Origin of the sequence: Citrobacter freundii complex sp. CFNIH4 (genome assembly GCF_002934505.1) — a bacterium.
GTDB classification, from domain to species: domain Bacteria; phylum Pseudomonadota; class Gammaproteobacteria; order Enterobacterales; family Enterobacteriaceae; genus Citrobacter; species Citrobacter freundii.
In genome coordinates, this window is sequence record NZ_CP026234.1 from 158,576 (window position 1) to 172,174 (window position 13,599).

15 protein-coding genes and 1 pseudogene are annotated in these 13,599 nt (G+C 45.3%); 10 read left to right on the top strand and 6 right to left on the bottom strand.

What is annotated here, in order from left to right; all coding sequences use genetic code 11:
* Positions 1-158: 158 nt before the first annotated feature.
* Genes C2U41_RS28555 through C2U41_RS28570 form a run of 4 tightly spaced genes read right to left on the bottom strand, consistent with a single transcriptional unit; the run spans position 159 to position 2,255 of the window.
* Positions 159-467, bottom strand: a complete 309-nt coding sequence (locus tag C2U41_RS28555) for a hypothetical protein (protein ID WP_016241595.1) — start codon at positions 465-467, stop codon at positions 159-161.
* Complete coding sequence (locus tag C2U41_RS28560; RefSeq protein WP_016241596.1) at positions 464-1,099, bottom strand: hypothetical protein; 636 nt, start codon at positions 1,097-1,099, stop codon at positions 464-466. The genes C2U41_RS28555 and C2U41_RS28560 overlap by 4 nt, the downstream gene beginning before the upstream one ends.
* Positions 1,100-1,105: 6 nt before the next feature.
* On the bottom strand, positions 1,106-1,834 hold the full coding sequence (gene lepB, locus C2U41_RS28565; protein ID WP_007372211.1) for a signal peptidase I: 729 nt from the start codon (positions 1,832-1,834) through the stop codon (positions 1,106-1,108).
* Between the two features lie 4 nt (positions 1,835-1,838).
* Positions 1,839-2,255: a hypothetical protein gene (locus C2U41_RS28570; RefSeq protein ID WP_016241597.1), complete on the bottom strand. Its 417-nt coding sequence runs from the start codon at positions 2,253-2,255 to the stop codon at positions 1,839-1,841.
* Between the two features lie 170 nt (positions 2,256-2,425).
* Here C2U41_RS28570 and C2U41_RS28575 point away from each other — a divergent pair, with 170 nt between their 5' ends.
* The 4 genes from C2U41_RS28575 to C2U41_RS28590 all read left to right on the top strand — a co-directional run bounded on the left by C2U41_RS28575 (position 2,426) and on the right by C2U41_RS28590 (position 7,249).
* Positions 2,426-3,196, top strand: a complete 771-nt coding sequence (locus C2U41_RS28575) for a hypothetical protein (RefSeq protein WP_016241598.1) — start codon at positions 2,426-2,428, stop codon at positions 3,194-3,196.
* A 6-nt stretch (positions 3,197-3,202) separates the two neighbouring features.
* Positions 3,203-4,318, top strand: a complete 1,116-nt coding sequence (locus C2U41_RS28580; RefSeq protein ID WP_016241599.1) for a toxic anion resistance protein — start codon at positions 3,203-3,205, stop codon at positions 4,316-4,318.
* A 23-nt stretch (positions 4,319-4,341) separates the two neighbouring features.
* Positions 4,342-5,316: a hypothetical protein gene (locus tag C2U41_RS28585; RefSeq protein WP_016241600.1), complete on the top strand. Its 975-nt coding sequence runs from the start codon at positions 4,342-4,344 to the stop codon at positions 5,314-5,316.
* Between the two features lie 806 nt (positions 5,317-6,122).
* Positions 6,123-7,249, top strand: a protein-coding gene (locus C2U41_RS28590; protein WP_085954994.1) for an IS3-like element ISSen4 family transposase whose coding sequence is annotated in 2 segments (ribosomal slippage) — positions 6,123-6,387 and positions 6,387-7,249 — 1,128 coding nt in all. Because the reading frame shifts where the segments join, the coding sequence is not laid out codon by codon here.
* A gap of 242 nt (positions 7,250-7,491) precedes the next feature.
* Here C2U41_RS28590 and C2U41_RS28600 read toward each other — a convergent pair.
* Positions 7,492-8,196, bottom strand: coding sequence for an IS6-like element IS26 family transposase (locus C2U41_RS28600; protein ID WP_004118358.1), 705 nt, complete (start codon positions 8,194-8,196; stop codon positions 7,492-7,494).
* Positions 8,197-8,254: 58 nt separating this feature from the next.
* Between C2U41_RS28600 and C2U41_RS28605 the strand changes: the two genes are divergently transcribed.
* The 6 genes and pseudogenes from C2U41_RS28605 to C2U41_RS28630 form a co-directional block, all read left to right on the top strand.
* Entirely contained in the window at positions 8,255-8,506 is a 252-nt protein-coding gene (locus tag C2U41_RS28605) for a hypothetical protein (RefSeq protein ID WP_001515736.1), read from the top strand.
* Positions 8,507-8,619: 113 nt separating this feature from the next.
* Positions 8,620-9,765 carry an MlaE family ABC transporter permease gene (locus C2U41_RS28610; RefSeq protein ID WP_001325018.1) on the top strand — a complete coding sequence of 382 codons (1,146 nt, stop codon included), beginning with the start codon at positions 8,620-8,622 and terminating at the stop codon, positions 9,763-9,765.
* Between the two features lie 5 nt (positions 9,766-9,770).
* Positions 9,771-10,562, top strand: a complete 792-nt coding sequence (locus C2U41_RS28615; protein ID WP_001325019.1) for an ABC transporter ATP-binding protein — start codon at positions 9,771-9,773, stop codon at positions 10,560-10,562.
* Position 10,563: 1 nt separating this feature from the next.
* Entirely contained in the window at positions 10,564-11,502 is a 939-nt protein-coding gene (locus tag C2U41_RS28620) for an MlaD family protein (protein ID WP_000449980.1), read from the top strand.
* Positions 11,502-12,143, top strand: a complete 642-nt coding sequence (locus C2U41_RS28625) for an ABC-type transport auxiliary lipoprotein family protein (protein ID WP_000948259.1) — start codon at positions 11,502-11,504, stop codon at positions 12,141-12,143. The genes C2U41_RS28620 and C2U41_RS28625 overlap by 1 nt, the downstream gene beginning before the upstream one ends.
* 347 nt (positions 12,144-12,490) lie before the next feature.
* Positions 12,491-12,782, top strand: a pseudogene (locus tag C2U41_RS28630) (serine dehydratase subunit alpha family protein); the annotation flags it as partial.
* 105 nt (positions 12,783-12,887) lie between these two features.
* On the opposite strand, the gene C2U41_RS28635 reads toward C2U41_RS28630, so the two are convergent.
* Positions 12,888-13,585 (bottom strand): IS1 family transposase gene (locus C2U41_RS28635; protein ID WP_223429336.1). Its coding sequence is split into 2 segments (ribosomal slippage): positions 12,888-13,336 and positions 13,336-13,585, totalling 699 coding nucleotides; the frame shifts between segments, so codons are not numbered across the junction.
* Positions 13,586-13,599: the final 14 nt, after the last annotated feature.

The following is a 13,599-nucleotide window of genomic DNA, read 5'->3' on the forward strand; positions in this document are numbered from 1 at the left end:
CAAAGTACAGAACGCAATAAACGCTACATATCAGAATCACAATGGCGTAAATCACAACACGCTGGAGTAGAGAGTTCATGGTTTCCTCATACACTTTACAGGCCTGTATAACAGAATACCACCGTGTAGCGATTGACGAAGCATATCAGTGTATCTAGTTAATCATTCTCATCTCCCTCACAAGCAATTTGGCTCGGCATCCAATAAGGATGATTTGAAGTCTTGACGTAACTGAACACCATTCTGCATGGAACGCTCGTTAAGTTCGCAACTATCATACTTCTGTCACTGTTTTCAAGGAATTCAGCGCCAGAAAGTTCATTTTCATTCCAGAGACCAGCATTAGAAAGGGTTGCCATCGCATCTGGAAGCGCGTTTATTGCCTTGGTTGCGGGAATTGGTAATTTATCCCGACTTCCACAACCCAGGATAAGGAAGCATAAAAGAACAGTCGTGATAGATTTCATTCTCTCTTCCTCATTTTGGTGTTGTGGGTATTAAAGAGGTCGATGGCTTCAGTTCCCGTGATGGGTATCCAGTAAGGAGGGATGGCTGGAGCCTCATAAAATGGAATTCTCCCGCAGCCTGCTACGGGTAGAGAACAAACAAACAGGATTTCGTCGAACTGGTTTTCAAGTGCCCACAACTGGCTGTACCCAACTAATCCATTTAATTTTGCTTCATGGTGAATTTTCAGAATCGAAAATACAGCCTTCGCAAAACCAAATGGTGGGTTACCAAAGCGTATTGGATCGATACCCAGCGATGTCAGTGCAGACTTCGATATATCATTAAACCTATTGAATAGCGCAGAGCCATGTTCATGGTCTGTTCTTAGGGCAAAAGGAATAGTATTGTCGGGGCTAATTAAGCATTGCTCTTTGAATTGACGGAAACCAGACACACGTTGGATATGGCATTCGACTGATCGCAGAAACAAATCAGGCACACAAAAATCATGAGCAGTAAAACCTTCGAATCCTTCATCGTTACAGAGCTGGTTTGTTAACCTGAACCACAATTGGTAGGCAGATAGTACCTCCTCGTAAGTGCTTCTGACCTCCACATTATTGGTTTTGTAAAAGGTTTCGATCATCATGACTGATTACCTTTGATGCGGCTGCTGTCGTTGTTTAATGGAACGGTCACCTGAATCCCCACGCGCCAGAAAGCCTAAATTGACGATCCTGAAATTTACTCGCCCTACGAGACTATCATGGGGAATGAGACCTCTGAGGTTCCTAGGTGTGCCAGGGGGATTGTCCCAGTAACGGGAATCAAGCGAATGGTCTCGGTTATCACCGGCCATAAAGTAGTATCCTTCGGGAATGATCCATTTCTTACCCGTTTTCACGTAGCCGATACGGTTATCTGTCTGGAAGATATAACTTTGACCGGCAGTGTCGGTATCTGCCTGGTATTGAGTAGTAAAACCATCTTTTTTAATCTGGTTTCCGTTTTGTTTACCGTTTATCGAGAAGATTTTCTCTTCGTTGTATGTGACGGTATCGCCAGGAATACCTAATACGCGTTTGACATAGTAAACGCCGGGAACAGAAGGGGCGTTAAAAACGAGTACGTCCCCACGCCTAATAGCGCGATGATCGAATAAACCACCTACACGCTGAGCGATAACCAAGTCTCCAGGTTTTATAGTTGGGTACATGGATTCTGTCGGGATCAGGAATACACCGCCGAGAAACTGAAAGGACACAATAACCGCAAGCGACAATGAGGAGGAAACTATCAACCAATGTTTTGGACGACGAGACCTTATCAGCTGATAAGAGAGGTAAAGTGCAGAGATGATAAAAACAATAATTAACGGTTTCATGGAGTTATATACCACGCTTAATATTTTTTGCGTAATTAGAGAGCGATTTACCCAAAAACAGGTATACGAGACAGGTGAAAAGGTAAACAAAATGGATGCTGGTGGTTTTTTGGGCTAAAGTGAAAAATTGGTTCGCCTGCCCACCAGCTAATGTGTAATTGAGTTGAACTGTTGGTTTTTCAGCATCGACATAAAAACTTCTAGTTTTCATGAAGGTTAACGGCTTGAAAAATACTTTATAACCAACTCGTGCATAAATTGTGCATGTTGTAATGGTTATTACCAACGGCACATAGAATGGAATAATTGTATTGAGCCAGCACAATAATGACCACACCAGCACTGAATCCAGTAGAAACCTGGCAATAGAGTTGGCCTGCGTTCTGCCCGCTACCACCATAATGGGTATAAATTTAACCATGAAATCCACCATAGTTATACTTGTTTACACCATCTTATAGACAGACAAATTTTCTCCGACTTTTTTTGAACGCAAAACGACCCCGAAAAACGGACATTATATGGTCAGGAATTTCGATAGTTTAAGAGAACATGGTAAATTTTTTCTATCGAAATTTGTGGAGAATTGAAATGAGCAGTGATGCCACTAAGATGGTTGAAGCCTTTGTTAAAGACCCATTAAGTTACGATAGATTTGGGCCAGAGCTTATTTCAAATCAAAAATGTGTCCTCAACATCAATGGGCATGAAATGTCAATTGATGAAGCAGTTAAGATGAGTGATATTGAAAAGTCGCTCTTAGATGAAATTTACCATCTCATAGACGCAATGACAAAAGCGGAAGTCAATTTCTCAAAGGGAAAAAAGAATCTTTTTCGTCGGATGTTCGATCATTTAACAGGTTCCGAAATCTTACGGAAAGCCCAGCTAGATATTTATAACAAAGTAGTTATGAAACTATGCGAACGGATACCTGATCATTTCAAAATGCTAACCGCTCATGCTGAAATCACGAAGGGTTTGGAGGCAATCTATGCGCAAGATATTCATCAGCTAGAGGTTTTCATAGATGTTGTTGAGTCATATCTGAAAAATAAGAACGAGTGTGACTATAGTGTCACAAGCAATGAATATATGGCAATTAACAGGCTACGGATAAGAGTTAATAACTTTCAGGGAGTTCTTGTTGGTTTAAAACTAAGTCAGGTTCAAGCACAAATGAGCTATGAAACAGCTGTCGATGTAAAAGATAGCCTTCGAGATATTAAAGATAATTTATTACCTATGTGGGAAGGGCAGGCTAAGAACATCAACGCCAGTGGTGTTTGTAGTGGTATTGATGAAGTGGCTCATGAAAAATTCAAGAAGCTGGTCAATAAATTAAATAAGAACATAAGGTGAGATAACATGAAGATCATAAATAGTATTGATATATTAGATGTCAAAGTGGCTAAGGAATTTGATAAATATGCTGTTGATGTAAGTATGGAATCATCAATAAAAGATGCAGTCAGATCTTTCCAGATTGGTGATATTGATGCCGCGCATAACTTTGGACGATTGGAGGACACTACTGATATTAATTATCTTGATAACCTCCTTCTCAGCGTCAGCTCATCATCTCAGGGCAAGAAGGGAGAGACTCTGAATGAGATTGTTGCACTGGCTCGTGAAGTCAGTAATGCAGTCGAACCAAGTTATCTTCAAAAGAAACTGTCACGGATACCGTATGTTGGGCCTTTCATAATGAAAGCCATCGGTCTTCATTTTAGTGCAATGTCAAGATTTGATTTAGTTAAAGGACAAATCGATATTTTAACCTCGGATATCGAAAGCATATCGGAGGGGTTGTTTGAAATGAATAAAAATATTGATGGAATGTATGACCAAGCTTTAACTAGTGTAAAAAATACAGGGGTTAACATTGTAGCTGCCTATTACATTCTGGAGAAGTTACAAACAGTTCAGGCTTCTATTCGTAAGGAACTAAAAAATCAGCCTGATAATACCATGCTGAGCATGGAAGCAATGAATATTGAACATCAAATCGCCCTCATAACAAAACGTCGAAATGACATGATCACGGAACAACAAAAGGCATTTGAAGACCTAAAGATGATGAAAATGATGAAGTTCAATAACCTCTCGATGGTAGACCAGTTTGAAACTATTATTAAAGTAACGATACCATCTTCTAAACGCAGCCATCTTATTATTGACCAGGCCGAAAGGAGTGATAAAAGCTCATTACTGATTCAGGCAATTGGTGATTCTGTAAATCAACAAGCCAGACGTCAAGCTTTGTTAGTAAAAGAGAGCAGTATTCGTGTAGCCAAAACAGCTAATCGTACTGTATATGATGTTGAGACAATTGATTACATATCAAACCAGATCAATGAGGCCGGTCGAGAAATTAAAAAAATCCACGACCGAGCCAAGACGCAACATACCCAGCTTGAAGCTCGCGCAGCGCAATGGAAGGAGAAGCGTTTTATGGTAGCAAAAGAACTGTCTTCCAAATAATAGTTAAATTTAGAGGATGTGCTATGGCTAGAATCAGACAAAGTAATCCATATGATGATGTTGAGAATGCTATTAGACGGAAGCGTGATAGAGCTATATATTTTACCTTAGCTATATCTCTAATCTTCGCTATTATATTTCTAATATTATGGTTTTGTATTCCATCAGACATGCCAGTAGATGAGCAAGTCAAACAGGTTTCTGACGATATATTCAACATTCTACGCTCCAATGAGTTAGTTCCTGAAAATGCTTTTGATACGATAGGATCATTTATTTCCATATATGGAAGAGTTGGTGTGGGTGTATGTATATTGATTGTAATACTAGGGGCAATTATTAATGGGAATGGTTTACAACTTGAGATAATGACAAGTTGCATAGTATTGTTTGTAGGGTTTAATTTATTTATTGCTGCATTTGGTGATGAGCCTCATAATTATAAATACAATACCGACAAAATAAGTACTGCTATGAAAACTGGAGACTTGGACTCTTTGTATGAAATCTATGGAGACAGAGGGAGTTTACTAAGAAAGTCAGTTGAAAAAGCACTTGCAGATCCTAAACCAGCTACTGCAAAAAAACTGGGAGATATCGATGGCCTGTTACTCAGAGGTGTAATAATTACTGCTGAAAAAGTATCTGATAGCAATTATAAAAATCATCTTGGAAACTTGGTTTTGTTAATGCCTGAATATAAAGAGGATAGTGTCAAAGACAAAAACACACTGTTTGATTCACAACTTTATAAAGCTATTGATTACCATATTTATGACATTGGTTACAAGTCTGGTGCGCTTGCTTCAAATCCTCTTTCTGCTTGGAAGTCGGGAAATGATCTTAAATCCAATTATATTAAATATATTATAAAAAGTACTGCTCTAATATTTTTTATACTTGCCGTAATTTTTGTGGTGATTATACTGCTGACGGTTAGAAATGGCCGTAGGCTTACTTATTTGATAGAGTCTAATATTAAATATCTGTCGAAATAAAATAAAACGCCCCTGCGGAGTATATAGTAAAAACAGTGTCTATTCGCGTGTGAGTGAGTGACAGGGCTTTACATATAACGTCAGCGGCTTTCATTTCAAACGTACATACTGTGTATAATGGTATGTACGTTTTTTATTTGCGCCGAGTCCTTCGGCGGTAACCATTCATCCATGAATTTTTGTTCAGTGTTTAATTGCACCTTGTGAGTGCGACTTGTTCCAACAAGTCGGGAGAGATAGGAGTTACGTCATTGGTTTAGCAGGACGGGGATAGTTATTTGCGGCAAGTACAGAGTTGTCGCCGCATCCATGCGGCTTTGACAGTTCAGTTGTTCACTCATTGATTCACCTTCTTGATTAATTGCACTTAATTTACCACCACATTGCAACCGCTCCTTACCACGTGTTGCAAATTAATCGCACCACAACTTTCACGGAAAGTACCACTTCGTCGGATCTCGGCTTTGTGCCAAAAACGGACATTGACTTTGGCTGTTACTGAATTGCAGGTTTTAGTTAATCCACGAATAAATCTCCCAAACACCTGCACTATCCATCAACAGTATAAGCTGATTTAACGTTTAGTATTTCTTATTAAGTTTTTAACCACGGTCTTGCGGGCGCGAAACCGCTAGAGCGCTTACTTAGCGAAATGATGTACGCTTGGAAGCAATTGATTTAGCGTGGATTAAAGGTTAACTTCTTCTGAGTAAAATTCATAAAAGAAGGCAATAGTGACCTGCTCCCCGTTGATTAGTACACCCCGATGTTAGTAATGTCTTCATAAGCCACATGAGGACATCCCCATGAAGAAGCGTTTTTCCGACGAACAGATCATCAGTATTCTCCGCGAAGCCGAAGCCGAAGCTGGGGTACCCGCCCGTGAACTCTGCCGCAAGCATGCCATTTCCGATGCCACGTTTTACACCTGGCGTAAGAAGTATGGCGGTATGGAGGTGCCTGAAGTTAAGCGCCTGAAGTCGCTTGAGGAAGAGAACGCCAGACTCAAGAAGCTGCTTGCCGAAGCCATGCTGGATAAAGAGGCGCTTCAGGTGGCTCTTGGGCGAAAGTACTGACGACAGACCAGAAGCGGGAAGCCGTGATGTTGATGTGTGATGCGACCGGTCTGTCGCAACGTCGTGCCTGCAGGCTTACAGGTTTATCCCTGTCGACCTGCCGCTATGAGGCTCACCGTCCGGCTGCTGATGCGCATTTATCAGGGCGCATCACTGAGCTGGCACTGGAGCGCAGGCGTTTTGGCTACCGTCGTATTTGGCAGTTGCTGCGCCGTGAAGGGCTTCATGTTAATCATAAGCGCGTGTACCGGCTTTATCACCTCAGTGGCCTGAGCGTAAAACGCAGAAGACGTCGTAAAGGGCTGGCAACAGAACGTCTGCCGCTGCTCCGTCCGGCGGCGCCCAATCTGACCTGGTCGATGGATTTCGTCATGGACGCACTTTCCACCGGTCGCAGGATCAAGTGTCTTACCTGCGTCGATGATTTCACAAAGGAATGCCTGACGGTCACTGTTGCCTTTGGGATTTCAGGCGTTCAGGTCACGCGTATTCTGGACAGCATTGCACTGTTTCGAGGCTATCCGGCGACGATAAGAACTGACCAGGGGCCGGAGTTCACTTGCCGTGCACTGGATCAATGGGCCTTTGAGCATGGTGTTGAGTTGCGCTTAATCCAGCCGGGCAAGCCAACGCAGAACGGATTTATTGAGAGCTTTAACGGACGATTTCGCGATGAATGTTTGAATGAGCACTGGTTCAGCGATATCGTTCATGCCAGGAAAATTATTAATGACTGGCGGCAGGATTATAACGAATGCCGCCCGCACTCCACGCTGAATTATCAGACACCGTCTGAATTTGCAGCGGGCTGGAGAAAGGGTCATTCTGAGAATGAAGATTCCGACGTTACTAACTGAGTGTTGTATCTAATCGTGGGGGCAGGTCACTTGGTCGGTGCCATGACGCGACTATTTTCAGGTGATTGCTGATACAACTCACAACAGGCTTGAGCAATGTCGCTCTTTGCCGTTTCGTGGAAGTGAATAGCCCCCGTACTTAGTTTTTCAGGCACGATACCTTGATTAATGAGCTTGGAGTATTCAGGAAGGCACTGTTGCAAAGTTAGCGATGAGGCAGCCTTTTGTCTTATTCAAAGGCCTTACATTTCAAAAACTCTGCTTACCAGGCGCATTTCGCCCAGGGGATCACCATAATAAAATGCTGAGGCCTGGCCTTTGCGTAGTGCACGCATCACCTCAATACCTTTGATGGTGGCGTAAGCCGTCTTCATGGATTTAAATCCCAGCGTGGCGCCGATTATCCGTTTCAGTTTGCCATGATCGCATTCAATCACGTTGTTCCGGTACTTAATCTGTCGGTGTTCAACGTCAGACAGGCACCGGCCTTCGCGTTTGAGCAGAGCAAGCGCGCGACCATAGGCGGGCGCTTTATCCGTGTTGATGAATCGCGGGATCTGCCACTTCTTCACGTTGTTGAGGATTTTACCCAGAAACCGGTATGCAGCTTTGCTGTTACGACGGGAGGAGAGATAAAAATCGACAGTGCGGCCCCGGCTGTCGACGGCCCGGTACAGATACGCCCAGCGGCCATTGACCTTCACGTAGGTTTCATCCATGTGCCACGGGCAAAGATCGGAAGGGTTACGCCAGTACCAGCGCAGCCGTTTTTCCATTTCAGGCGCATAACGCTGAACCCAGCGGTAAATCGTGGAGTGATCGACATTCACTCCGCGTTCAGCCAGCATCTCCTGCAGCTCACGGTAACTGATGCCGTATTTGCAGTACCAGCGTACGGCCCACAGAATGATGTCACGCTGAAAATGCCGGCCTTTGAATGGGTTCATGTGCAGCTCCATCAGCAAAAGGGGATGATAAGTTTATCACCACCGACTATTTGCAACAGTGCCGGCAGATTTACCCGCTGATCTGGTTACACAGGCCAGTGCTTCTATCAGTGAAACCATTCAGGTGGTCAATAGCCTTGGTGGGGACGAGCATCTACTGAGCAGCGCCAAACTGGCCTTTTCTGCCTCACATAGTCTGGTATTAGGTACTGCCAGCGTACTGTTAATTCTGCTGGCGGTAGTCGTTTGGTTTACCCTGCCAGAGAGGAAAATACGGCAATTGGGCAAACAGCGTGCCACACCTCACTGATTAGGGTGTGGTTAACACTTCATTAATTAAACAGTCATTACTCTTACTTAACTGTGTGATATACCTATTTAGGGTTTGAAACATTAGAGTTTGAAATAGGTAAGGTCTGAGCAATGACTGAGCAAACGTCCCCCGCACAACTTGATCTCGATAGCGCGGCTCAGCCCCCCAGAGTTTATATCCGGGGGGACTGGGTGTTGGCGCATTACTGCGTTTTGGAGCCGCGCGTTGCGCAATTGCGCGCTAATATGCCCAGTGGGGGGGTATTTGATCTCAACCAACTGGGGGCGTTAGATACCGCCGGTGCAACGTTGTTAGCTCTGCTTCTGGGTGAGGACCGTGTAGCAAATTTACGCGAACTTGCGCCTAAATTGCCAGAAGAGCGGAGGATATTACTTGAAACGGTAAGCCATGTATTGCCTGACTTAACCCCTGAGTTGTCTGAAAAACCCACACGGTTTTGGCTTGAGATGCTGGCTAATACCGGCCGTTCGGTAGATAACTTATGGCAAGATATTAAGTCACTATTGGGCTTTATTGGTCTGGCGCTGGAAACCTTGCTGGGAACACTTTTTCGCCCCTCCCGCTGGCGCATTACCTCATTAATTGCCAATATTCAACAGATTGGCCTCAATGCTGTGCCGATCATTATGTTGCTCACCTTTTTGGTGGGGGCAGTTATCGCCTTTCTCGGTGCAACCGTACTCACTACTTTCGGCGCGGGCATTTTTACCGTCGATTTGGTGGTATTTTCTTTTCTACGTGAATTTGCGGTACTGCTTACCGCGATCCTGATGGCAGGGCGAACAGCCAGTGCTTTTACCGCTGAAATTGGCTTGATGAAAGCCAATGAAGAGATTGATGCTATCCAAACACTGGGCTTGAATCCGGTCGAACTGTTGGTGCTACCGCGCGTCTTGGCACTATTGATCTCTCTGCCGATGCTAACCTTTATTGGCATGGTTTGCGGTATTTTCGGTGGCATGGTGGTGTGTGCCTTAACACTGGATATCTCTCCCACTATGTTTTTGTCGATTATGCAAAACAGTAATGGGTTGCAGCATTTTCTGGTGGGAATAAGTAAAGCCCCTATTTTTGCTTTCCTGATTGCTATTATTGGCTGTCTGGAGGGGTTCAAAGTAACCGGTAGTGCTGAATCAGTCGGGGTTCATACCACCACCAGTGTGGTGCATTCGATCTTTGTGGTGATTTTGCTTGATGCCGTGGCAGCGCTATTTTTCATGGAAATGGGGTGGTGAGCCAAATGACGCAAGATGCAATCATTCAAATTCGCGATCTGGTTAACTGCTTTGGCGTACAGTGCGTGCATCAAGGGTTGAATCTTGATGTTAAGCGCGGCGAAGTTCTTGGCGTGGTTGGTGGCTCGGGTACCGGTAAATCTGTTCTGTTACGCAGTATTGTTGGGTTACGTCGTCCGACTGACGGGAAAATTCATGTTTTTGGCAAGGATTTAATGGCACTGTCAGGTCAATCCCGCGCCATGGTCGAGCGCCGATTCGGCGTATTATTTCAACGAGGCGCACTGTTCAGTTCTCTAACCGTGACCGAGAACGTGGCATTACCATTAATAGAAAACGCCGGATTACCCCGGTCTGAGGCTGAGCGATTGGCTCAGGTTAAACTGGCACTGGCTGGGCTACCGCCGGGCACTGGCAGTAAGTATCCAGCATCTCTGTCGGGTGGTATGGTCAAGCGTGTTGCGCTAGCCCGTGCCTTAGCACTGGACCCGGATATTCTGTTTCTTGATGAACCGACTGCGGGTCTTGATCCCATTGGTGCGGCGGCGTTTGACAGTTTGATCCGCACCCTGCGGGATGCCCTCAATCTAACGGTATTCTTGGTGACCCACGATCTGGATACGCTGTATACACTGTGTGATCGTGTGGCGGTGCTTTCGCAGAAAAAAGTGCTGGTGGTTGATACTCTGGATAAAGTTGCAGCGACTGATGATGGCTGGATTCAGGCGTATTTTCATGGCCCACGTGGCCGGGCTGCTTATCAGGCAGCGGCAATTAACAGTGGAGAGAGGTTGTAATATGGAAACCCGTGCTCATCATGTCGTTATTGGTTTGTTCACTCTTATTGTGGTGAGTGCCGCGCTGCTGTTTTGCCTATGGCTGACAAATTCCGGTTCTGATCGCCAGTTCAGATTGTACGATATCGTTTTCAATGAGCCTGTGAGTGGCCTGTCACAGGGTAGCACCGTTCAGTACAGCGGGATTCGAGTCGGTGAGGTGACGCAATTACGCCTGGACCGAGACAATCCGAATAAGGTTTGGGCACGTATTCGCGTTTCTGCATCTACTCCGATACGCGAAGATACCCAAGCTCGTCTCACCGTCGCGGGTATTACCGGCACCTCAAATATTCAATTCAGCAGTGGCAGCCAGACCAGCCCGTTGCTGGAGGGCAAAGATGACGAGGTTCCTATCATTATTGCTACCCCTTCGCCGATGAGCCAGTTACTGGCTAACGGTGAGAATTTCATGACCAATGCGAATGAAGTGTTGGTGCGTTTGAACCAGTTGCTGGCACCGGATAACCAGCAGCGCCTAGTAACGACACTGGATAATCTCGCGCTGGTCACCCAAACTGTGGCTGATCAACGTGGTGATCTCCGTACCCTGTTGCAGCAGTTGGCGCAGGCCAGTAAACAGGCTAATGAGACACTGACTCAAACCAATCGCCTGCTGCGTAATGCTAACGGCTTAATGGATGGGCAGGGGAAACAACTGGTCAGTGATGCCGCCAAAACCATGGCATCGTTGCAAAATACCAGTACCATCCTCAATAAATTGGTGAGTGAAAATAAAACCTCACTCAATAACGGGATGCAAGGGATGAATGAGCTGGGGCCGGCAGTAGATGAGCTGCGCAGAACATTAGCGACATTACGTGCCGCCGTTTCTCGTTTGGAAGAAAACCCAGCGGCCTTGTTGCGCGGCCGTGAAAGAACACAGGAGTTTACGCCTTAATGCTCTCTTTTAATGTGATGCGCTATGCAGGCCGCCGCGTGTGGCTATTGATGATATCCGGGGGGGCGATACTGCTCTCTGCCTGCACCATTTTACCTTCGGCCCCTGTATCACAAGTTTATCTTCTGCCGGTGCCACCTGCAGTCAGTGTGCCACACGCGCAGACAGTAAACTGGTCATTACGGGTTTCACAACCGGCGACGAACCAGTTTCTTAATAGCTCACGCATAGCGGTGCAGCCTCAGGGCCAGGAGATTGCGGTTTATAAAAACTCCCGTTGGAGTGATTCGGCGCCGATTTTGGTGCGCAATCGTCTTATTCAGGCGTTCCGTAGCGATGGGCGAATCCGTGCAGTCAGTAGCGACGATGATAGCTTGCAGGCTGATGTGGAGTTGAGTGGTGATCTGTCCGCGTTCCAAGGGGTATACCATGTTGGTAGCAGCGAAGTGCTGATCCGTTTTGATGCTCGGCTGGTAAGAATTTCAGATCGTAGGATTATTGCGACTCGCCAGTTTGACATTCGCCAACCGATAAAAGGTAACGAGATGAACGAGGTGGTTCAGGCCTTTGGCCTGGCCAGTGACCAGTTAGCCACTCAAGTGCTCAACTGGACGATGCAGCAATCCCCTGCGCAGGGTTGATATCTAAACCAGCACCGGTTGGTTTTATCTGAGGCGAGTTGGCAGTAGCTAACTCGCCTTTTTTATCGTCTAGTTTAATGATTCAAGGCGAATAATTGCGTCTAAGGGGAAAATATTCTCTTTATTGTTTTGTGATTAGTATCTCATTGAGTAAGGGATTAATGGTGTTTGAGTTATCTATTTCATTGTTTTTAATATGTTTTTATTTAAATTGTTCTGTGGTTATCTTTTTTGTTAAAGAGAACAATATTCTCCAAGCATTAAAAACAACAAGAAAATAGGAAAAGTATTTCTCCCCGTAAAACCCTAAGATAAAAATAATCCAAATCACTGATTAATTACTTCAAATGCAAAAAATAACACATCAACAATTACTCGATTGGTTGAAAAAGGAAGTGAAACTTTCATTAGGTTGTACTGAGCCTATTGCTATTGCGTATGCTGCCGCAGTGGCTGCTAAATATCTCAACGCACCGATATTAAAAATAACGGGGAATATATCGGAGAATCTGTATAAAAATGCGATGGGAGTCACTATTCCGGGAACAAGCTATTGCGGAGTCACTCTTGCGGCGGCAATAGGGGCTATTGGTGGTAACGCGGATGCCGATTTAGAAGTATTAAAAGATATTACTGCGACACAAATTACCGAAGCCTATATATTTAATGAATCAGGTAACGTGTGTCTAAACGCAGTAGATGCTACGGATTTTATTTTTATCGATATTAGGTAATGACTCCAACTTACTGATAGTGTTTTATGTTCAGATAATGCCCGATGACCTTGTCATGCAGCTCCACCGATTTTGAGAACGACAGTGACTTCCGTCCCAGCCTTGCCAGATGTTGTCTCAGATTCAGGTTATGTCGCTCAATGCGCTGAGTGTAACGCTTGCTGATTACGTGCAGCTTTCCCTTCAGGCGGGATTCATACAGCGGCCAGCCATCCGTCATCCATACCACGACCTCAAAGGCCGACAGCAGGCTCAGAAGACGCTCCAGTGTGGCCAGAGTGCGTTCACCGAAGACGTGCGCCACAACCGTCCTCCGTATCCTGTCATACGCGTAAAACAGCCAGCGCTGACGTGATTTAGCACCGACGTAGCCCCACTGTTCGTCCATTTCCGCGCAGACGATGACGTCACTGCCCGGCTGTATGCGCGAGGTTACCGACTGCGGCCTGAGTTTTTTAAGTGACGTAAAATCGTGTTGAGGCCAACGCCCATAATGCGGGCGGTTGCCCGGCATCCAACGCCATTCATGGCCATATCAATGATTTTCTGGTGCGTACCGGGTTGAGAAGCGGTGTAAGTGAACTGCAGTTGCCATGTTTTACGGCAGTGAGAGCAGAGATAGCGCTGATGTCCGGCAGTGCTTTTGCCGTTACGCACCACCCCGTCAGTAGCTGAACAGGAGGGACAGCTGATAGAAACAGAAGCCACTGGAGCACCTCAAA